Source organism: Streptomyces sp. NPDC042100 (genome assembly GCF_055582325.1).
Genome location: NZ_JBVJDK010000009.1, coordinates 21,301 through 41,818 on the forward strand (window position 1 = coordinate 21,301; position 20,518 = coordinate 41,818).

Here is a 20,518-nt window from a genome sequence, read left to right on the forward strand (position 1 = left end):
CTGCGTGGGAGGCTCGGTGGCTAAGTTACGCTGCCCGCAGGCACCCCGGCAGTGCTTTCGTGTGACGATCGTAGGCCGGTGTTGACGGCTCGAATGCCAGGACGGTGGTAGTGTGCGCGCCTCGCTGATCCAGATCGCGGTAGACCCGGACGAACCGGTCGACAGCCGGAGGGCGCGCGTCGCGCGCCTGGTGCGGGAGGAACGAGGGGCCGCCGACCTGGTGGTCCTGCCCGAGCTGTGGCCCGTCGGGGCCTTCGCCTACGAGGAGTTCGCGGCCGAGGCCGAACCGCTGAAGGGCCCCACGTACCAGGCGATGGCCGACGCCGCGCGCGCCGCCGAGGTCTGGCTGCACGCGGGCTCGATCGTCGAGGCGGCGGGCGGCGCGCTCTACAACACCTCGCTGGTCTTCTCCCCCGACGGCGAACTCGCGGGCTCCTACCGCAAGATCCACCGCTTCGGCTTCGACAAGGGCGAGGCGGTGCTGATGGCGCGCGGCGAGGACCTCGTCACCGTCGACCTGCCGCAGCTCACCGTCGGCGTCGGCACCTGCTACGACCTGCGCTTCCCCGAGCTGTTCCGGGGTCTCGTCGACGCGGGCGCGCAGGCCTTCCTGCTGCCGGCCGGCTGGCCCGCCCGCCGCCTCGCCCACTGGCGGCTGCTCGCGCGGGCGCGCGCGGTCGAGAACCAGGCGTACGTCCTGGCCTGCGGCACCGGCGGCACCCACGCGGGCGTCGAGCAGGCCGGGCACTCGCTCGTCGTCGACCCCTGGGGCGAGGTGCTCGCCGAGGCGGGCCCGGACGAGGAGATCCTGCGGGTGGTGCTGGACCCGAGGAAGGTGACGGAGACGCGGGAGCAGTTCCCGGCGCTCAAGGACCGGGTGCTGTAGGGACCCGGACCTCAGGGAGGCTGGTCGCCGCGGGGACCCGGCCCCCCGGGAGTCCGGGTGCGGCAGGGACCCGGCCCCCCGGGAGCACGCGCTCCGGCCGGAGCTCCCGCTCCGGCGCGTACTCCCGCCACGCCGCCGCCAGTCGGCGGACCGCCTCCCGGAGCGTGTCCGGGGGCAGCAGGAAGTGCAGCCGGAGCCTGCGGACGCTGCCGCCGAGCGCGTCCATGGTGGAGCCGGGCAGCACGGCCACCCCGTGCCGCAGCGCGAGCTGGGTGAACGAGACGCCGTCGCCGTGCGGGAGCCGGACCCACAGGGTCTGGCCGCCCGCGCACGGCGGGCACTCCCAGGACGGGAGCAGCCGGGCGAGCTCGGCCCGCAGCAGGTCGTGGCCCGCGCGCAGTTCGGCGCGCCGGGCCGCGAGCAGCGGCTCGAAGGAGTCCAGCAGCCGGGCCGCCACGAGCTGGCCCGGCACGTCGCTGCCGAGGTCGTGCAGCGCCTTCAGCCGGGCGAGGCGCGCGATCAGCGGGGCCGGGCCGCGCACCCAGCCGATCCGCAGCCCGCCCCAGACGGACTTGCTGAGGGAGCCGACGCCGATGACCTGCTCGCCGTACGCGGAGAGCGGCGGCGCGGGGGCGGCGCCGTCGAAGCGGAGTTCGCTCAGCACCTCGTCGTCGACGAGCGGGACCCCGTGCGCCTCGGCGGCGGCGACCAGCCGGCGCCCCGGCAGCGGCGGCAGGACGGTCCCGGTGGGGTTGTGCAGGTGCGGCACCACATAGGCGAGGGCCGGGCGGTGGCGCTCCATCACCCCGATGGCCGCCGCCACGTCGAGGCCGTCAGGACCGACCGCCACGGGCCGGGGCACCGCCGCCGCCTCCCGGAACAGGTCGAGCGCCCCCGGGTAGCTCGGCGCCTCCACGAGCACCGAGTCGCCCGGCGCCAGCAGCAGCCGGGTGAGCAGCCCGATGCCCTGTTGGGCGCCGGTGGTGACCAGGATCCTGTCCGGGCCGGTCGGCACCCCGCGCGCCGCGTACCGGCGGGCGACCGCCGCCCGCAGCGCCGGCAGGCCCGCCGGGTGGTAGCCGAGGTCGTCGGTGGGCAGCACGATCCCGGCGTACGCCCCGGCCAGCTCCGGTGGCGGGGACGGCGGGGCGGCGCAGCTCAACAGGATGACGCCGTCGGAGGGTTCGAGGAGGTGGAGGAACATCGGGTTGGAGGTCTCCACCACGCGGGGGCCCGGCGCGGCGAGCACGGCCGGCGCCACCCGGGTGCCGCTGCCCTGGCGGCGGACCAGCCGTCCCTCCTGCCGCAGGGTCTCGTACGCGGCGACGACGGTGGTCCGGCCGACGGAGAGCGCGGCCGCGAGCCGCCGGTCGGGCGGCAGCGGGGCGCCCGGCGGCAGCAGCCCCTCGTCGATCAGCCGGCGTACGCGGGCGGCGAGCAGCAGGTACAGCGGGCCCCGCCCGGCCGACCAGCGGCCGAGCCAGGCGACCAGTTCGGCGGGGGTGGGCGTCGTGGCTGCCGTGGCCGAACTGGTCGCCGTGGCTGCCGTGGGCGTCGTGGGTGCCGTGGCTGCCGTGGGCGTGGTGGCTGCCGTGGGTGCCGTGGGTGTCATTGGATCCATCGGCGGACCAATCTGCCGGGATTGGTCCTGTGGAGGCAAGCCTTCCGTCCCCAGACTGACGTCATGAGCGCCGACTTCCCGCCCTTCGCGTCCCGTCCCGAGACCCTCGCCGTCCACTCCCCGCAGCCCGAGGTCAAGGGCAGCAGGCCGCTCGGCGTGCCGCTGCACCAGGGCCACGTCTTCGCCTTCGAGACCGCCGACGCCATGGCGGAGGCCTTCCACTCGACGGACACCTTCCTCTACAGCCGGATGGGCAATCCGACCGTCCGCGCCCTGGAGACCGCCGTCGCCCGCCTGGAGGGCGGGGCCGCCGCCCTCTCGTACGCCTCCGGGATGGGCGCCATCAACGGCGTGCTGCTCGCCCTGCTCGGCACCGGCGGCCACGTCGTCGCCCAGCGCTGCCTGTACGGCGGGACCTACGCGCTGCTCGCGGACCTCTCCGCGCGCTGGGGCGTCGAGGTCACCTACGTCTCCGGGGCCGACGCGGACGAGGTGCGGGCGGCGCTGCGCCCGGAGACCCGGCTGCTCTACCTGGAGACCATCGCCAACCCCACCACCCGGGTCTCCGACCTGCCCGCGCTGATCGCCGCCGCGCGGGAGGCGGGAGTGCCCTCGGCCGTCGACAACACCTTCGCCTCGCCGCTGCTGTGCCGGCCGATCGAGCACGGCGCCGACATCGTCGTGCACTCGGCGACCAAGTACCTCGCCGGGCACGCCGACGTCCTCGGCGGCATCGCGGTCTTCAAGGACGAGGAGCTGTACGGCCGGGTCCGGCACTACGCGGTCGAACAGGGCGCCAGCACCGACCCGTTCGCCGCCTGGCTGACCCTGCGCGGCCTCCAGACGCTGCCGCTGCGGATCGAGCGGCAGTGCGCGAACGCCGCCGCGCTCGCGGCGCGGCTGGCCGCCCACCCGGCGGTCGCCGCCGTCCGGCACCCGGCGCTCGTCGGGCACCCGGACGCGGCGGTGGCGGCCCGGCTGCTGCCGAAGGGCGGCGGCGGGGTGGTCTCCTTCGACCTCGCGGGCGGCCGGGAGGCCGGCCGGGCCTTCGTGGAGGGCGTCCGGCTGGCCTCGCTCAGCGCCTCGCTCGGCGATGTGAAGACCCTGGTCATGCACCCGGCCTCCACCTCGCACCGCCAGCTGGACGCGGCGGCGCTGGAGGCGGCGGGCATCGGCCCCGGCACGGTGCGGCTCTCGGTCGGCATCGAGCACGTCGAGGACCTGTGGGCGGACCTGGCGCAGGCCCTGGACCTGGCCAAGGCCCCGTAGCGGGCGGAAAGCCGCCCCGGTCTCAGTCCTCCCGTTCCCGCTCGGCCATCCGGATCACGCACACCGCGACCGCGATGAGCAGGGCGGGATCGGCGTCCTCGCGGACCGCGTTCACCGCGTACGTGTCGCGGACGTGGAACCACTGGCGGGAGATGTGCGCCAGGAGCTCGCCGTCGTACTCGACGGTGAACTCCCGGTCCAGGATCTTTCCGCTGACGTCGAGTTCGGTGCCTTCGACGAGGCTGACGCGGTAGTGGTTGCGGAGCAGCGAGAGGCGCTTGCGGCGGATGGTGGCGAGCGGGCGTTCGTCCCGCTCGATCGTCATCGCGTCCCGCAGGCTGAACATCTTCTGCCGCAGCGTGATGAGGACGTGCCCGTCCGGGTCCTTCAGCTCCAGGGTGTCGCGCAGCCGCAGCGCCTTGCCGTCGACGAGGTAGGCGTGCCGGCCCCGCTCGTCCTCGATCCAGTAGTCGTCGCCGATCGCGAAGATCTTGTCCCGTACCAGGTATTTCATGGCGGTATGCCTTCCCCGTCAGGACGGGAAGTAGCGCGTGAACGGGTCCGGACTCGCGCCGAGCATCGCGCCGAACGGCGCGTCGAGCTGGTGGATGAGCAGGACGGTGAAGGCGATGAAGCCGGCCAGGCCCATCACCATCACCACGTGCGTGGTGCTGCGGCTGATCCCGAACAGGAACATGAAGGCCAGCGTCAGCAGACCGCCGATGATCAGCCCGGTCCACAGCACGGGGGACAGCCGCTCCTGCGCCGCCGCCTCCCGGCCGCGCCGCGCGTCGTCCACGTAGCCGATCTGGGCGAGCGTCTCCTGCGCGGCGATCTGCTGGGCGGTGCTGCCGGTGCCGTGCAGCTGGCCCGCCTCGCGCAGCCGGGCGAGCAGGGCCCAGCCCTCGGGCCCGAGGGGCGCGCGCTCGGTCATCAGGGGCCACTCGGCGTCCACGACGTGGGCGGCGTACGTACGGGCCGCCTGCCGCAGCGGTTCGCGCTGGGCCGCCGGGAAGGCGTCCGCGAGCAGGTACGTCTGGTGCAGCGCGCTCGCCTCGGCCCGCACCTGGTCGTCGGCGGCGGAACGGTTGTCCCAGACGGAGACCAGGCAGAGCCCGAGCACGATGGCGTAGAGGACCGAGACCATCATCGCGATGTACTCGGCGACGTCCTCGCGCGGTTCGTCGCCCTCGCGCATCGGGAACAGGCGCGTCTTGGCGACCACGGCGAGCGCGGCGACGGCGGCGACGCCGAGGACGACGACGAGGGTTTCCAGGAGGGCCATGGGGACTCGCAGGATCTCTCAGTGGTGGCGGGAGCCGAACAGGGCGGCGGCGAGCGCGGCCGGGATCAGCAGGAGCAGCAGCGTCACGACCACGCCGAGGTGCGGGAGTTCGCGGGCGCGGCGATGGAGCCGGGGCAGCAGCCCCTCGTCGGCGGGGGCGACGGCGACGGGGACGGGGACGGATACGGGGGCGGGGACCTGGGCGCGGGCGGGCGGGAGGGCGGTACGGTCGGGGGAGGTGGCGGCTCCGGTGCCGGGGCCTACCAGGCCCTCGGGTCCTACCGGTCCCTCTGGACCCACCAGGCCGCCCTCTGGGCCTACTGGCCCCTCTGGCCCCTCTGGCACCTCTGGACCCACTAGACCTGCTGGGCCCAGTGGGCCCACTGCACCCACTAGACCCGCTGGACCTACTAGTCCCTCCAGCCCCTCCAGTCCCGCCGGTGCCCACGGTCCCGGCCCCCGGGGCCCCGCGAGCAGCCCGGCCACCGGCCCGGCGGGCATCCCGGGCGCGCCGGGCGCGGCGAGCCCCGGGGACGGCGTGGCGGGGCGCGGGGGCCGCGCCCCGTCCCGTACCACCGGCGGCGGTGTCCCGGCCGAACCGGTCGTCGCGGTCGTCCCGGGGGCCCCGCCCCGTACCCGGAACTCCGCCGAGGCGCGGGCCGTGAGCTCCGGGGCGGGGACGGTCCTGCCGCGCTCGTCGACCGTGGCGACCCGGTCGCTGCCCCGGGCGAGCCCGGCACTGCGGTACGTGCCCGGGGCCCGCCGTACCGTCGCCGCGCAGTCCGCCGAGGCGCCGGGCGCGAGCAGAGGCACGGTGCCGGTGCGGTCCGGGCCGCAGGTGAGGGCGCCGGGGCCCGCGGCCAGGGCGGTGTCGGTGAGCCGGACGGCGTGGACGGGGCGGCTGCCGAGGTTGGTGACGGTGTAGCGGACGTCCACGAGGGTGCCGGCCGCACCGGGGCCGGGGCCCGGCACGGGGGCGGCGCGGCCCTGGCGCCCGCCGGGGCCCGGCGTCCCGGCCACCCGTACGGTCTCGGTCAGCCGCAGCGCCCCGGCCACGCCCTCGTAGCCGGAGCGGGCGGTGGCGGTGAGGCGGGTGCGCAGCGAGGGGATGGCGCCGGTGGCGCGGGCGATGGCCGTGTGGCGGCCGGTCAGGGCGGGGAAGCGGGCCGTGCAGGTCATGGAACGGAGCGCGGTGAGCGGGCGCGCGGGGCAGCGGACCCGGCCGCCGGGGACGCCCGGGTCGGCGATCTCGATCCGGTGGAGGTCGGCTTCGCCGCGGTTGACCAGCACGTACCGCTTCACGAGCGGGGTGCCGGCCCGGACGGGGCGGGCGTCGGCGCCGGTGCGGCCGCCGTTGACGGTGACGCTGAGGCTCAGTCCGCCGCTCCCGGCCCCGCCGGCCCGCGCGGCGGGCGCCCAGGGGACCCAGAGCGGCAGCAGGAGCAGCGGGAGCAGGAGCAGCGGGAGCAGCAGCGGGACGAACGGCCCGGCACCCGGTGACCCCCGCATGACACCCTCCCCGGAAAGGCCCGACGGAAAAATCGGATGATCGTTCCGCTGGTCATGCTCGCCAGGCCCCCCGCCCCGGCCCCGGCCACGACACGCCGGGGTCCGGCCACCCGGGGCCCCGCGTTCATCCGTCCGGCCGGACGCACGGCACCTCCGGCACCGGCGGAGACGATCTGTCCCTCACCGATCTGCGGGGAAGGACCGCTGCGTCCGCGCTTGCCCCACCGCTCAGTAGTCGCCCGTGAAGTTCTTCCGCCCCTTGAAGGGCTAAGCGCCCTGTTGACGCACATGAGTCCTCCCGCCACGATCGCCGGGAGGACTCAGTTCGTTGTCGAGCGCGTGGCGCCCGCTGCTAAATGCTTGCTTCCGGCCTCGCGGCGGAGGCCACCGCAACGGCCGTGGCCAGTGGATCGCGGGCCGGGCGGTCGAGTAGGTCGACGAGGTCGGGGGAGGCGCCGTCCAGGAAGCCGTGCCGGATGCTCGTGGCGATCGAGGCGAGCATCGGCGGCTGGAACGGCAGCAGCCCCGGTGTCTCGTCGAGGAGCCTGCGCCGGTACTCACCCAGGCTGATGATGCGGTGCGGGACCCCGAGCCGGTCGGCCACCTGCCGTCCCGTGATCGGCGTGCCGACGAGGTCGTAGACGCGCCCGCTGTGCCGTGCCGGATTCGCCGCAACGATCGCCGCGGCATCGGCGAGATCCTCTCGCACGACCGCAGCAAGGGCGCCACCGCCGAACGCGGACTCCACACCGTCGTCGGACCACATCAGGAGAGCGCCGAAGAGTTCGGCATAGAGGCCGTTGCGCAGGATCGTCCACGGCAATCCGCTCGCCCGCACCAGGCGTTCGGTTGCACGGTGCGCGAGCGCGAAACCGAGATGATCGCCCGCACCGGTCAGGCTCGTGTAGACGACGTGGCGGACGCCATCCCTGACGGCGGCGTCAAGGAGCGCCGCGTGCCGTCCGACGACCTGGTCGTCCTCGGCATAACCGGCGGAGATCAGCACCAGCGTCGACACCCCAGCGAGGTCGAGGCTCACGTGGTCATCGAAGTCGAGACGCCGCATCCCCTCGTCCGGCGTACGGCTGCCGCCCGCCACGACGATGCCGCGAGCACGCAGCGCCGCAAGTGTGGCCGAGCCGAGGTTCCCGTTCGCTCCGGTCACCAAGATCATGATCAATCACAGTCTTCCGTCGTGGTTCTCATCGGTAACTACGCTTGATCCTTGACCGCACGCTCACCGGCCACAAGAAGGCAGTTCGATGTCACTCACGCACACCGGGATAACCACCACCCCCGCCGACCTCGACCCCTGCGGACGCGAGGACCACCCCGACTGCGGCATCCGCGACGTCCTGGACCGCATCGGGGACAAGTGGTCGGTGCTCGTGATCGTCGAGCTCGCGGGCGGGCCGCGCAGGTTCCGCGAACTGCAACGCGCCATCGACGGCATCTCCCAGCGCATGCTCACCCTCACCGTGCGCAGGCTCGAACGCGACGGCCTCGTGCTGCGTACCGTGTACCCGACCGTCCCCGCCCAGGTCGACTACCGTCTGACCGAGACCGGGGCCGGCCTGACCCACCTCGTCAAGGCGCTTGCCGACTGGTCCCTCACTCACCGTGCTGTCATCGCTGAGGCGCGGCATGTGTACGACCAGGCCCACCCCGACCACGACATCCGCTGACGACAACCGTCATCGCCGCATACCGGACACCTGTCACGGATGAGACAGTCGGCGAACCAGATCACCTGAGACCACAAGCGAATCGGACCAGATCACCCGAGACGGGGACCAGATCCTTGGAGACGGGACACCCGACTCCGGCCCCAGCTCGGAAGGCGCACGCTGGGTGTGACTCCGTTTTTCGGGCCCATCGTGGGCTCTGACCAGCGCATATCGACTGCCGAAGGCGCGAGAGCGGCACAGTTGACGCCCTGCGAAGCCCGCCGAAGATCCCGCGCGGGCCCGAAGAGGACCCCGCTGTCGTCAAGCGGTGGGACTACGAACCCGATGTGTGGGCGCTGATTCTCAAGGAACACGGCTTCCTGGACGTGTCAGCGTCCGTGCTTGCCCCACCCGCCGGGAGCCGGCGCACGGGAACCCTGTTCGTCCGGGGCGTCCAAGGAGGCCGGTCCGTGGTGGAGCGGATCCCGTAGCTGCGCGGGACGGCGGCGTCGTACGTCCGTGATCCGGTGTTCATGGGCCAATGGCAAGCTTGAAGGATGAACGATGCTGCCCCGGCGCCCACCCCCGCGCCCGCACCCCGCAAGCGTGCCCGTGTCCGTGCCCCCGAGCTGATCGGCAAGGGCGGCTGGCTGAACACCGGGGGCAAAGAGCTCACCCTCGCCGACCTGCGAGGCAAGTGCGTTGTTCTCGATTTCTGGACCTTCTGCTGCATCAACTGCCTGCACGTCCTCGACGAGCTCCGTGAGCTGGAGGAGAAGCACCGGGACACCCTGGTGATCATCGGCGTGCACTCGCCGAAGTTCGTGCACGAGGCCGAGCACCAGGCCGTCGTGGACGCCGTCGAGCGCTACGAGGTGCATCACCCGGTCCTCGACGACCCGGAGCTCGCGACCTGGAAGCAGTACGCCGTCCGGGCCTGGCCGACGCTCGTCGTCATCGACCCCGAGGGCTATGTCGTCGCCCAGCACGCCGGCGAGGGGCACGCCAACGCGCTGCGCGCGCTCGTCGAGGAGCTGGAGGCCGAGCACGGCGCCAAGGGCACCCTGCGGCGCGGCGACGGGCCGTACGTGCCGCCGGAGCCGGTCGCGACCGACCTGCGCTTCCCCGGCAAGGCGGTCCTGCTGCCGTCCGGGAACCTGCTGGTCTCCGACACCACCCGGCACCAGCTCGTGGAGCTGGCCCCGGACGGCGAGACCGTGGTGCGCCGCGTCGGCGACGGGGAGTTCCGCGAGCCGCAGGGCCTCGCCGTGCTGCCTGGGGGCACCTCCCTGACGAAGTCGGGGGGAGGCAAGGTCGTCGTCGCGGACACCGTGCACCACGCGCTGCGCCTGTTCGACCCGGCCACCGGCACCTCGGAGCGGATCGCCGGCACCGGCCGCCAGTGGTGGCAGGGCTCCCCGGCCTCCGGCCCGGCCCTGGACGTGGACCTGTCCTCGCCGTGGGACGTGGCCTGGTGGCGGGGGAAGGTGTGGATCGCGATGGCCGGCGTGCACCAGCTGTGGACGTACGACCCGGAGACCGGGACCGTCGAGGTCGCGGCCGGCACCACCAACGAGGGCCTGGTCGACGGCCCCGTCGCCGAGGCGTGGTTCGCGCAGCCGTCCGGGCTCGCGGCCACCGAGGACCGCCTGTGGGTGGCCGACTCGGAGACGAGCGCGCTGCGCTGGGTCGACCCGGAGGGCCTCGTGCACACGGCCGTCGGCACCGGCCTGTTCGACTTCGGGCACCGCGACGGCGCGGCCGGGCAGGCGCTGCTCCAGCACCCGCTGGGCGTGACCGCCCTGCCCGACGGCTCGGTCGCCGTCAGCGACACGTACAACCACGCGCTGCGCCGCTACGACCCGGCGAGCGGCGAGGTCACCACGCTCGCCACGGACCTGCGCGAGCCCTCCGACGCGGTCGTCGTCGGCGAGGACGTCGTGGTCGTCGAGTCGGCCCGGCACAAGCTGACCCGGCTGCGGCTGCCCGAGGAGGCCGTCCAGGTCGAGTCGGTCGCCCACCGCACCCGGCGCGAGGCCACCGAGGTCGCCCCGGGCGCGTTCCGCCTCGACGTGGTCTTCCAGGCCCCGAAGGGCCAGAAGCTGGACCAGCGCTACGGCCCCTCGACCCGGCTGCTGGTCTCCTCGACCCCGCCGGAGCTGCTGCTCGCGGGCGAGGGCACGGGCACGGACCTGTTCCGCGAGCTCACCCTGAACCCGGAGCTCACCGAGGGCGTCCTGCACGTCTCGGCGATGGCCGCGTCCTGCGACGACGACCCGGCCAACGAGTACCCCGCCTGCCACGTCCACCAGCAGGACTGGGGCGTCCCGCTCCGCCTCACCCCCGGGGGCGCGGGCCGCCTTCCGCTGATCCTGGCGGGCATGGACGAGGCGGACGCCTGACCGACCGGGGCGCGGCACCGACGACGGAGCGGGGCCCCCGGCCATGAGCCGGGGGCCCCGCTCCGCGTCCGGCGGCTATTCCCCAGAGCCCTCCTCATCAGCCTCGCCGGTGTCGGCCGCCGAACCCGCCTGCTCGGCCTCGACGCCGCGCCGCAGGTTCTCGAGGTCGGTCTGGATGCCGTGCAAAAGGGCGTGAAGCTCGTCGAGCAGCGGGATCGGGGCGAGCGCGCTCCGGTGGCTCACCTCGTCCTCCAGGATGAGGATCTGGTCGAGTGAGCGCCTCGCCGCGTGTACGTATTCGCGCAGGTCATGGCGCTCTTCGGCCGCGCGCTGACTGGGCAGCAGTCTCGGCTGTTCCGGGACCGGGAACACCGTGCTGCCAGGGCTGTCCGAGAAGAGGCCGCCTCCGGTGGGCGGGGAACCGACGGCCCCGCCCGGCTCGACGTCGTACCCGTCGCCGGGCACCGCGTCGGCCGAGAACCACGGACTCGTCGCTTCGGTGCCTTCGGGGGCAGCGGTGTCCTCAGTGGCAGCGGGGGCAGGCATCTTGGCCTTCTTGTCCCAGCCGGGCTTGGAGGCCGCCACGACGTCCCATTCGTAGAGGCACTGGGGCACGCCGTCGGCGTCCCGCGCGATCCCGTCCTCGGCGTCCAGGTCCACTCGGTAATAGACGTAGGGCTCCTCGTCGGCCGCCGCCTTGCCCGTCAGGTTCTGAATGGGCACCGAGTTCTGCGGGAGGCCGTCGGCCCGGAAGGTGTTGGCTGCCATGGCCAGGAGCGTCAGCCCCAGCCGGTTCCCCGGGCTGGAGAGGCCGTCGATGACGAGGTGGGTGTCGGAGCGGAACGGCACTCCCCCCCTCTCCTTGGGGACTCCGAGCGACGAGCCGACATTGCGGGTGAGCAGCTTGTCCGCGATCAGGGCGACGCCGCCGGCGACGGCGAGGGTGCAGCGTGCGTCGTCGTCTCCCCCCATCGCGGGTTCCACCAGCTTGGTGAAGTCGTCGGTGGGCACGGGACGCCATTCGCCGGTGACGGAGGGGGCCAGCACCCCGCCGTTGCTCCAGGCGTTCCGTGCCTGGCTGATGACCAGCCGCTTCCTCTGCCGCCACGGGAAATCGATGACCGGGCCGAGCAGCGCCGCGAAGCCCTTCAGACTCAAGCGCTTGCCGCCCTTGATCGACTTGGCCTGGTCCTTGAGGGCTTCGAGCAGCTCGGGCTTGCTGAGCGCGTTGACCAGGAAGACCGCTCGCCACAGCGCGGTGGGGGGAGCCGATTCGCCGGCTCCGAACACCTCCGGCAGCGCGCTCACGGCGATCCGTCCCACGGCGAGGCCGTAGACGTCCTGGAGCTGATCGGTGCTCCAGCGGGGATCCCGCTTCTGGATGATCCGCTTGAGCGCCCGGGTGATCACCTCGACGTTCTGGGCCGAGTCGTCCCACGCCTTGAACTCGACGTGGATCGCGGCGAGGACGGAACGGATGGCGTCGTCGAAGAGGTCTTGGGGGGACAGGATCTGGCTGGCGTGGCCTTCGATGCCGACCGCGATCTGCGCCGGCGCGGTGTACGACTGGAAGATCTGGGCCGCGAGGAGGCCCGGGACTTCCCCGGAGATCTCCTGGGTGAACTCCTCACGACGCTGAGCTCGCCACCGCGCGCGCGCCTCGTAGACGCGTTCTCCCAGGTCAGAGGCATTTTTCGAGAGATCATGGCTGAGCAGCGCGCCGAGCACGGCTTGCTGGGCGAGAGTCGCGGCATCGCTGTGCTCCGCGCCCGGACCGGCCATCACCGCCCACATGCTGGCGAGCCGCGTGATGCCGTCACGGACGACGAGGGAGTGGAAGGACGGCGTGCCGTCCTCGAAGGTCACGCGGACGGGATGGACGAGGAGGTTCCGGGTGACGGCTCTCGTCAGGATGCTCGTGGTGTACGTGTTGATCTCGAGGGTCGCGAAAATGGTGTGCCAGACATGGTCCAGGAGGTGCTGGGGGTCCTTGTAGCGGTACTCCACGATCGCGGTGGGGTCGTCACCGTGGGTGAGCCCTTCGACCTGGGGGTCCGGCACCTCCGAGCCCGACGAACTCGTGCGGGGCTGGATGCCCGGCAGGAGCTCGTTGGTCAGTACGCGGGTGATCACCGACCGTACCGTCGCGCCCTCGACGCTTTCCGCCAGCAGGGCGCCGAAGGGGTCGTCGCCCGTGGGTCGCAGCTGGCTGACGAGCGAGTCCGGCCGGGTGGTAGCGCGGGCTATCGCCCGCCACGCGGCGTCATCGAGAGGCACTCCGGGGTTCTGCCGGGCCGTGTCGATGACGGATTCCTGCTGTGCGGAGGTGGAGTCAGCGGGGAGTTGGCGCGCGATATTGGAGACCTGGATGGTCTCTCGGTTCCAACTGACCTCTACGGAAAGGGTGGTGGGTGGATCGGTTGCCACGAGAGGGCCTCCTGGTGAGCGCTGGTGTCGATACCGGAGTAACTCGACGAGGGCGCCGAGTCTGTGAACTCGGCGCCCTCGACGTGCACTTCAGGGGTGGAGGTGGATCAGGTGGTCCCCGCCCGGAGGAGCGGTCGGGGGGACCCGGGGGTCGGACGTGTCATTCCGCCGGGTGTGGTGCTGGAGGTTCGACCAGGCGTGGTCCCCGGCGAGGCTGAGGGCGGCGCGTGCCCCGGTCTCGGGGTGCCGGTGCCCCAGGAGCCAGAGGGAGTCGGCTCCGAGCGCCTCGGCCTTGCCCGCGTGGAGCCGATACCAGCGGGGGCCCGCGCTGGTGGTCATCAGCGCGAACGAGGCGTCGCCGTCCCCCGCCTTCTTCGCCAGCCACTCCAGGACGGCGGCGGCGGCCTTCGCCGGGTGCGCCGCCGATATGCGGAACGCGAGGGTCCCGGAAGGCGTGAGCGAGGAGATCTCGGCGAAGAAGGTGCCGGGCGCTCCCCCGTAACGGGCCGAGCGCCCCGGACGCGGCCTGCGCCGCTCCGCCGGGAGGCGGTCCGCCAGGCCGTCGGGCCGGAAGGGGAGGACCGAGGCGAAGTGCTCGCCCCTCCGGCGCGAGATGGCGATGTAGTGGACCGGGTGTAAGCCGGAGCTGGACGGCTCGCTGTTCATGGGGGACTCCCAGAGGGCGTGACGGATGTGCGCCCCAACTGGCCCCGAATGCGCGAGATGGTGGCGTTCCAAGGAAGAGTCGCACATGGCGGACGGGATTTTTTAGCGAATTCCATCCTTGCGGCGCATGGTGGGGCGCCGCCGGTCACGTCCTGAGGGCGTTCACGCAGGCCGGGATGCCCGAGTACCCCTGGATTCGGCCCGCAGTGACGTGCGTCACCGCTCTAGCTCAACCCCTCCTTCGCTTGGGGGTAGTTGTCGAGCAGTTGCGGGGGGATCTGCGTGATGTTGAGCCGGTCGAGGTGGACGAGCACGCTGGCGAGCTGGACTGTTTGTCCTAGGATGCTGTCTTTTTGGATGATCCAGACAATTTCGTTCTCGCTTGTCGGCAGTGTCTTCGGAACGGTCATGAGGCCGAGCGCTTCGAGGGCGGTGCTGATCTGGTCGCAGAGGTCACGACTCAGGCGCGACCTTCCGGCCGCCGCATGGCGCTTGAGGAAGCTCATGGGAAACTTCTTCGCCCCGTCGTCGGCTTCCACCGCATGCCTGACAATGGTGAGGTCCATAATTTTGTAGTTTACTGAGTTAATTTCGGGCCGTAAAGAGGCCGCCTCGGCCTGCTGAAGGCCGAGGCGGCCGTGACCGCCCGCTCTCAGCCCTCCAGGAAGGCCGCCAGGGCGTTGGCCAGGTGGTACGGGTCGTCCGAGCCGCACAGTTCGCGGGCGCTGTGCATGGAGAGGCAGGCGACGCCGATGTCGACGGTGCTGATGCCGTGGCGGGCGGCGGTGATCGGGCCGATCGTGGTGCCGCAGGGCATGTCGTTGTTGGAGACGAACGACTGCCACGGCACGCCGGCCTTCTCGCAGGCGGCGGCGAACACGGCCCGGCCGCTGCCGTCGGTGGCGTAGCGCTGGTTGACGTTCACCTTGAGGATCGGGCCGCCGTTGGGGCGCGGGTGGTGCGTCGGGTCGTGGCGCTCGCTGTAGTTCGGGTGCACGGCGTGGCCGACGTCGGAGGAGAGGCAGACCGAGCCGGCCAGGGCGCGGGCCTTGTCCTCGTAGGCGCCGCCGCGGGCGTAGACCGAGCGCTCCAGGACGTTGCCGAGCAGCGGGCCCTGGGCGCCGGTGTCGGCCTCGGAGCCGTTCTCCTCGTGGTCGAAGGCGGCCAGCACCGGGATGTACGGCAGGTCGGGCAGCGTCGACACGGCGGCGAGGGCGGCCACGCAGGCGTGCACGGAGAGGAGGTTGTCCATGCGCGGTCCGGCGAGCAGCTCGCGGTCGCGGCCCAGGTAGGCGGGGGTCTCGACGGCGTGGACCATGAGGTCCCAGCCGGCGACGTCCTCGGCGTCGAGCCCGGCCTCCTCGGCGACGAAGGAGATCAGGTCGCCCTCGTGGGCCTGGCCCAGGCCCCAGATGGGCTGCATGTGGCGCTGGCGCTCCAGCTTCATGCCGTCGTTGACGCCCCGGTCGAGGTGGACGGCGAGCTGCGGCACGCGCAGCACGGGCCGGTCCACGTTCACCAGGTGGTGGCTGCCGTCGCGCAGGGTGAGCCGGCCGGCCAGGCCGAGGTCGCGGTCGAGCCAGCTGTTGAGCAGCGGTCCGCCGTAGATCTCGACGGCGACCTGGCGCCAGCCCTCGCGGCCGAAGTCGGGCTGCGGCTTGACGCGCAGGTTCGGGGAGTCGGTGTGCGCGCCGACGATCCGGAACGGCGTGTGCGGGGCGGCGCCCTCGGGCACGTACCAGGCGATGATCGCGCCCCCGCGGACCACGTACTTCCCGCCGGTCGTCGCGTCCCAGGCGGCGGTCTCCTCGACCTTGCGGAAGCCGGCCTTCTCCAGGCGCTCGGCGGTGTTCGCCACCGCGTGGTACGGCGAGGGGGAGGCGGCGAGGAAGGTCATGAGGTCATCGGTGTGGCCGCGGTCGAACCGGGGAGGTGCGCTACTCATGCGTTCACCTTACGCAGCGGCTCCGGGAAGCCAGAACGGCCCGCTCCCCTCCCCGGGAGCGAGCCGTTCCTTGTGCGGACTCAGGGCGCGTCCTAGAACGCGGCCTCGTCCAGGTCCATCAGCGAGCCGTCGACGCCCTCGGCGAGGAGGCGCTCGGCGGTGACGCCCGGCAGGACGTTGGCGGCGAAGAACTTCGCGGCCGCGATCTTGCCCTGGTAGAAGGCGGCGTCCTTGGCGGAGGCGCCCGCGGCCAGCTTCTCGGCGGCGACGGCGGCGCCGCGCAGCAGCAGGTAGCCGACGACGACGTCGCCGGAGGCGAGCAGCAGGCGGGTGGTGTTGAGGCCGACCTTGTAGATGTTCTTGACGTCCTCACCGGTCGCCATGAGGTCGTCGAGCATCTTCTTGACGATGCCCTCCAGGTCCACGGCGGCCTTGGTGAGCGCGTCGCGGGCGCCGGCCAGCTCGGCGCCGCCGGTGCCGACCGCGAGGAACTTCTTGATCTCCTCCGAGAGCGCGTTCAGGGACGCGCCCTGGTCGCGGACGATCTTGCGGAAGAAGAAGTCCTGGCCCTGGATGGCCGTGGTGCCCTCGTAGAGGGTGTCGATCTTGGCGTCCCGGATGTACTGCTCGATCGGGTACTCCTGCAGGAAGCCGGAGCCGCCGAAGGTCTGGAGCGACTGCGCGAGCTGCTCGTAGCCCTTCTCGGAGCCGTAGCCCTTGACGATCGGGAGCAGCAGGTCGTTCAGGCCGTGCAGGGCCTTGGTGTCCTCGCCGGCGGCTTCCGCGAGCGCGATGGAGTCCTGGACGGAGGCCGTGTAGAGGACGAGGGAGCGCATGCCCTCGGCGTACGCCTTCTGCGTCATCAGCGAGCGGCGGACGTCGGGGTGGTGGGTGATGGTGACCTTGGGCGCGGCCTTGTCCATGAAGTTCGCCAGGTCGGTGCCCTGGACGCGCTCCTTGGCGTACTCCAGGGCGTTGAGGTAGCCCGTGGAGAGGGTGGAGATCGCCTTCGTGCCGACCATCATGCGGGCGAACTCGATGATGAGGAACATCTGGCGGATGCCCTCGTGCTTGTCGCCGATCAGCCAGCCCTTGGCGGGGTGCTGGTCGCCGAAGGTCATCTCGCACGTGTTGGAGGCCTTGAGGCCCATCTTGTGCTCGACGTTGGTGGCGTAGACACCGTTGCGGGCGCCGAGCTCGCCGGTCTCCCAGTCGAACTCGTACTTCGGGACGAGGAAGAGCGAGAGGCCCTTGGTGCCGGGGCCGGCGCCCTCGGGGCGGGCGAGGACGTAGTGGAGGATGTTCTCCTCCATGTCGTGCTCACCGGAGGTGATGAAGCGCTTGACGCCCTCGATGTGCCAGGAGCCGTCCTCCTGCTGGACCGCCTTGGTGCGGCCGGCGCCGACGTCGGAGCCCGCGTCGGGCTCGGTGAGCACCATGGTGGAGCCCCAGCGCTTCTCGACGGCGATCTGCGCGGCCTTCTTCTGCCGCTCGTTGCCCTCGTTGTAGAGGACGCCGGCGAAGGCGGGGCCGGAGGAGTACATCCAGATGGCCGGGTTCGAGCCGAGGAGCAGCTCCGCGTAGGCCCAGACGAGGGAGCGGGGGGCGGTGGTGCCGCCGATGCCCTCGGGGATGCCGAGGCGCCAGTACTCCGAGTCCATGAAGGCCTTGTAGGACTTCTTGAAGGAGGCGGGGACGGGGGCGGTGTGGGTCTCCGGGTCGAAGACCGGGGGGTTGCGGTCGGCGTCGGCGAAGGACTCCGCGAGCTCGTTCTCGGCGAGGCGGCGGATCTCGTCGAGGATGCTCTTCGCGGTCTCGACGTCCATCTCCTCGAAGGGACCGGTGCCGTACACCGTGTCGCGGCCGAGGACCTCGAAGAGGTTGAACTCGATGTCGCGGAGATTCGACTTGTAGTGCCCCATGGCGACGGCTCCGTAAAGGCTCGGGGAGGCGGTTTCCTCGTACGCGTACACGACGACTACCGGCGGGTAGCCCACGCTCTCTACGATGATGCTACCCACCGGTAATAACGGCAACCCCTATCCGGGGAACTTGTCTGTGACGCGTGCCGCACCGGGCCCCGGCGGTCAGTAGTGCTCGACCTTCTGCCCGTCCGGGACCTGGTAGCAGCCGGACACGACGTCGATCATCAGCATCGGGGGCTTCGGCTTGCCCAGCACGGTGCGGGCCTTCCAGAAGCTGACGTGGACGCCGAACTTCCGCTCGTCGTGGTCGGCGGTCAGCTCCAGGCTCTTGGCGGGGCTGTCGTCGGGGCCGTACTTCACGATCTTCCAGCCGCGCTTGGGCAGCTCCGCCTTCAGCCGCTCCATGGCTCCCGCGAGCTCGTCGTCGGTCTTCGCCGACAGGCTCCAGGGGTGGAACATCGTGTAGAACCTCTCGCGGTCCAGGCCCTCGCAGGCGCGGACGCCCGCGCCCGCCTTGGACGCCGAGCCCTGGACCGCGATCAGGTCGAGGAGCTCGCTCGACACCTTCTTGGTCTCGGCGTTCACCTCGTCCTGGTCCCGGACGCCGACGACCTTCGCGCCGCCGGAGCCGGGCGTGCCGGAGTCGGTCCCGCTCGAACCGTTCGAATCGGACATGCTGCATCCCGTGAGTGTGAGGAGCGCCGCCACCACGGCGGCGGCGCCGGCCCGGACCTTAGTCAACCTTCTTCACCTGTTCGTATTCGCCGGTGACCACGGCGGCCTGGTTCCTGATGCTCAGGCTGCCGTCGTTCCAGTAGTCGCTGTGTCCTTCCCCGTCCGTGGCCATCTGGTTCGCCCCGAAGACCTCGTCGCTCGGGATGAGGAAGACCCCGCCGCCGAGCCGCCACTGGCTGCCGCCGTGGCCCCAGCGCCCGATGTCGGGTACGGCGTCGCCGTCGGCCTCCTCGTTCCACACGTGCCCCTTCGGCACGTCCAGCTCGCCCGCCGAGCCGACCTGCACGCCGGGGCTGCCCGCGAAGACGATGTCGTCGGCGTGCAGGGTGCCCTGGCGCGCGGCCGAGCCGATCAGGGTCGTTCCGTAGGAGTGCCCGACGGCGGTGGTGTGGCTCTTGTCGGGGCCGCCCTGCGCGACCTCCAGGCCCTCCATGAACGTGTTGTAGGCCGGGGCGCCGTCGTTCGCGTAGTGGCTGAAGGGGGCGTCCTTCACGATGTCCTGCGGGGCGTCGTAGCCGAGCCAGGTGATCGTGGAGACGGTCGAGTTCGGCGCCATGGCGTGGGACTCGCGCCACAGGCTGTTCATGCGGTCGATGTTGCCGCCGATGCTGCCCAGGTTGGAGGTGGTGCCGGGCACGTAGACGGCGGTGTGCTCGGCGGTGTCGGGATTTCCACTCGCGACGATGGCCCGGCCGTGCCCCTCGGGGGAGAAGCCCAGCAGATACGCCTCCGGCAGGCCGTCCTTGCCCGTCTTGGCGAAGCGCTCGTCGATCGCGTCCATGCCCTTGAGCGAGCTCTCCAGATGGGCCTTGCGGTCGCCGTACTTCTTGTCCCACTCGCGCCACTCGGGGTTCTTGATGACCGCCGGGTACTGCCCGCTGGGGTTGGGCAGGTACTCCTGCGGCTGCGGCGGGATCGTCTTGAGCTCCAGGCGGTACTGGGCCTTCGACTCCGCGAGCACCATCCGGTTGGCGTCGTCGCGGACGGCGGAGGGGATGCCGTCCAGGGCGCCGACCGAGGCCGGGTAGAGGGTCGCGTACTCGTCGCGCTGCTCCTGGGTGAGGCCGTTCCACCAGTCGGCGTTCTCCTTGGGGGACTTGCCCTTCGGGATCGCGTCGTCGTCGGCGTACTTGCCGGCCGCCTGCTGCATCGCCTTGGTGTCCCGGGCCGCGTCGGCGAGGGTCTCGTCGCTGACGGTGAGCCCCGGTTCGGCCTTGAGCTGGCGCAGCGCGGCGGCGTAGCGCCCGTCGATCTCGGCGGCCTCGCGGAGCGCGTCGCCGATGCGCTGGGCGATGTCCTCGGCCTTGCCCTTGTTCTCGTCGCCGCTGCCGATGCCCTCGGCCTTGCCGGGCAGATACGGGAAGGGGGCGCCGTCGCGGGCGGTCTGGTCGCCCTTGAGGACGTAGGACTTGGTGGGGTAGTTCACCGAGCCGTCGGCCTGCACGGTGAACTTGAGGTTCTCCGCGTCCTCCAGCGCCTGCTTCAACTTCTTCTGCGGCGAGGCCATTTCGGCGGCGAGGCCGTTGAGCGCGGTGCGCACCAGGCCGCACTCGGTGTGCAGGTACTGGTAGTTGCGGGAGAGCTGCTGGACGTCGCCGCCCGCCTTGTCTGCGGTCTCGCCCTTCTGGGTGTCGTGGATCTTGGCGAACATGCCGTTGTCCACGCGGTCCTTGTCCGCGTTGGCGCGGGAGCTGACCTTGCCCCAGCCGTCGGCGGCGTCGGTGTACTCGGTCAGCTTGAGGTCGCGGAGCTGCTGCCAGGTCGGCACGGCGCTCAGCCCTCCTTCTTCGGGGCGGACTGGCCGTTCTGCTTGTCGCCCTCGGCGGCGACTTTCTGCTGGGTGTCCTGTTCGCGTTCGCCGAAGTCGCGCCCGGCGGCCTTGAGGGCGCCTTCCAGCCGTCCGGCCTCGTCGCGGACGTTGCCGAGGCGGGTCTTCCAGGTGCCGAGGATCTCGGTGAGCGCGGTGGTGGAGTCGAAGCCCGCGGTGCCGCCCGCGACGCCCTCGTTCGCGGTGTCGAGGTCGGTGACCGAGCTCGCCGTCGAGGTCTTGAGCTCGCCCGCGGTGTTGCCGGCGCTGTGCCAGGGGCCGACGTCCGCCTTGAGGTCGGGCCCGCCGCCGCCTCCGCTGTCGGGGGCCGGGACCCCCGCGAGGCTCATCGCGGCTGGTCGTTCACCGATGAT

Annotated in this window: 17 protein-coding genes; 4 read left to right on the forward strand and 13 right to left on the reverse strand. The window is 72.0% G+C overall.

Going from position 1 to position 20,518, the window contains the following annotated elements; translation table 11 throughout:
• The first annotated feature begins 112 nt into the window (after nucleotides 1–112).
• Complete coding sequence (locus tag ACZ6J5_RS20980; RefSeq protein WP_469393633.1) at nucleotides 113–886, forward strand: nitrilase-related carbon-nitrogen hydrolase; 774 nt, start codon at nucleotides 113–115, stop codon at nucleotides 884–886.
• On the opposite strand, the gene ACZ6J5_RS20985 is transcribed toward ACZ6J5_RS20980, so the two are convergent.
• On the reverse strand, nucleotides 867–2,498 hold the full coding sequence (locus ACZ6J5_RS20985; protein WP_469393635.1) for an aminotransferase-like domain-containing protein: 1,632 nt from the start codon (nucleotides 2,496–2,498) through the stop codon (nucleotides 867–869). The genes ACZ6J5_RS20980 and ACZ6J5_RS20985 overlap by 20 nt on opposite strands.
• A 72-nt stretch (nucleotides 2,499–2,570) precedes the next feature.
• Here ACZ6J5_RS20985 and ACZ6J5_RS20990 point away from each other — a divergent pair, with 72 nt between their 5' ends.
• Nucleotides 2,571–3,776, forward strand: coding sequence for a trans-sulfuration enzyme family protein (locus ACZ6J5_RS20990; protein ID WP_469393637.1), 1,206 nt, complete (start codon nucleotides 2,571–2,573; stop codon nucleotides 3,774–3,776).
• Between the two features lie 22 nt (nucleotides 3,777–3,798).
• On the opposite strand, the gene ACZ6J5_RS20995 is transcribed toward ACZ6J5_RS20990, so the two are convergent.
• The 4 genes from ACZ6J5_RS20995 to ACZ6J5_RS21010 form a co-directional block, all read right to left on the reverse strand.
• Entirely contained in the window at nucleotides 3,799–4,290 is a 492-nt protein-coding gene (locus ACZ6J5_RS20995; protein ID WP_469393639.1) for an LURP-one-related/scramblase family protein, read from the reverse strand.
• 18 nt (nucleotides 4,291–4,308) lie between these two features.
• Complete coding sequence (locus ACZ6J5_RS21000) at nucleotides 4,309–5,061, reverse strand: bestrophin-like domain (protein ID WP_469393640.1); 753 nt, start codon at nucleotides 5,059–5,061, stop codon at nucleotides 4,309–4,311.
• Nucleotides 5,062–5,079: 18 nt separating this feature from the next.
• Nucleotides 5,080–6,570, reverse strand: coding sequence for a hypothetical protein (locus ACZ6J5_RS21005; RefSeq protein WP_469393642.1), 1,491 nt, complete (start codon nucleotides 6,568–6,570; stop codon nucleotides 5,080–5,082).
• A gap of 352 nt (nucleotides 6,571–6,922) precedes the next feature.
• On the reverse strand, nucleotides 6,923–7,744 hold the full coding sequence (locus ACZ6J5_RS21010) for an NAD(P)H-binding protein (protein WP_469393644.1): 822 nt from the start codon (nucleotides 7,742–7,744) through the stop codon (nucleotides 6,923–6,925).
• Nucleotides 7,745–7,832: 88 nt separating this feature from the next.
• Between ACZ6J5_RS21010 and ACZ6J5_RS21015 the strand changes: the two genes are divergently transcribed.
• Both ACZ6J5_RS21015 and ACZ6J5_RS21020 read left to right on the forward strand, forming a co-directional pair.
• Nucleotides 7,833–8,255, forward strand: a complete 423-nt coding sequence (locus tag ACZ6J5_RS21015) for a winged helix-turn-helix transcriptional regulator (RefSeq protein WP_469393646.1) — start codon at nucleotides 7,833–7,835, stop codon at nucleotides 8,253–8,255.
• 539 nt (nucleotides 8,256–8,794) lie between these two features.
• A complete protein-coding gene (locus ACZ6J5_RS21020; RefSeq protein WP_469393648.1) occupies nucleotides 8,795–10,639 on the forward strand; it encodes an NHL domain-containing thioredoxin family protein in 1,845 nt (614 codons plus the stop codon).
• Between the two features lie 75 nt (nucleotides 10,640–10,714).
• On the opposite strand, the gene ACZ6J5_RS21025 is transcribed toward ACZ6J5_RS21020, so the two are convergent.
• From ACZ6J5_RS21025 to ACZ6J5_RS21060, 8 genes are all read right to left on the reverse strand, one after another.
• A complete protein-coding gene (locus tag ACZ6J5_RS21025; RefSeq protein WP_469393650.1) occupies nucleotides 10,715–13,066 on the reverse strand; it encodes a hypothetical protein in 2,352 nt (783 codons plus the stop codon).
• 90 nt (nucleotides 13,067–13,156) lie between these two features.
• Nucleotides 13,157–13,732 carry a hypothetical protein gene (locus ACZ6J5_RS21030; RefSeq protein ID WP_469393652.1) on the reverse strand — a complete coding sequence of 192 codons (576 nt, stop codon included), beginning with the start codon at nucleotides 13,730–13,732 and terminating at the stop codon, nucleotides 13,157–13,159.
• Nucleotides 13,733–13,956: 224 nt separating this feature from the next.
• Nucleotides 13,957–14,298 carry a hypothetical protein gene (locus ACZ6J5_RS21035; protein ID WP_469393654.1) on the reverse strand — a complete coding sequence of 114 codons (342 nt, stop codon included), beginning with the start codon at nucleotides 14,296–14,298 and terminating at the stop codon, nucleotides 13,957–13,959.
• A gap of 86 nt (nucleotides 14,299–14,384) precedes the next feature.
• The gene (locus ACZ6J5_RS21040; RefSeq protein WP_469393656.1) at nucleotides 14,385–15,677 is read right to left on the reverse strand and encodes a M18 family aminopeptidase; all 1,293 of its coding nucleotides are present in this window, start codon (nucleotides 15,675–15,677) and stop codon (nucleotides 14,385–14,387) included.
• Between the two features lie 92 nt (nucleotides 15,678–15,769).
• Entirely contained in the window at nucleotides 15,770–17,599 is a 1,830-nt protein-coding gene (locus ACZ6J5_RS21045; RefSeq protein WP_469394175.1) for an acyl-CoA dehydrogenase, read from the reverse strand.
• A 165-nt stretch (nucleotides 17,600–17,764) separates the two neighbouring features.
• Nucleotides 17,765–18,277: a hypothetical protein gene (locus ACZ6J5_RS21050; RefSeq protein WP_469393657.1), complete on the reverse strand. Its 513-nt coding sequence runs from the start codon at nucleotides 18,275–18,277 to the stop codon at nucleotides 17,765–17,767.
• Nucleotides 18,278–18,335: 58 nt separating this feature from the next.
• Nucleotides 18,336–20,105: an alpha/beta hydrolase gene (locus ACZ6J5_RS21055; RefSeq protein ID WP_469393658.1), complete on the reverse strand. Its 1,770-nt coding sequence runs from the start codon at nucleotides 20,103–20,105 to the stop codon at nucleotides 18,336–18,338.
• Between the two features lie 5 nt (nucleotides 20,106–20,110).
• Nucleotides 20,111–20,494 (reverse strand): hypothetical protein, encoded by a 384-nt coding sequence (locus ACZ6J5_RS21060; RefSeq protein ID WP_469393660.1) that lies wholly within the window; start codon nucleotides 20,492–20,494, stop codon nucleotides 20,111–20,113.
• Between the last annotated feature and the right edge of the window lie 24 nt (nucleotides 20,495–20,518).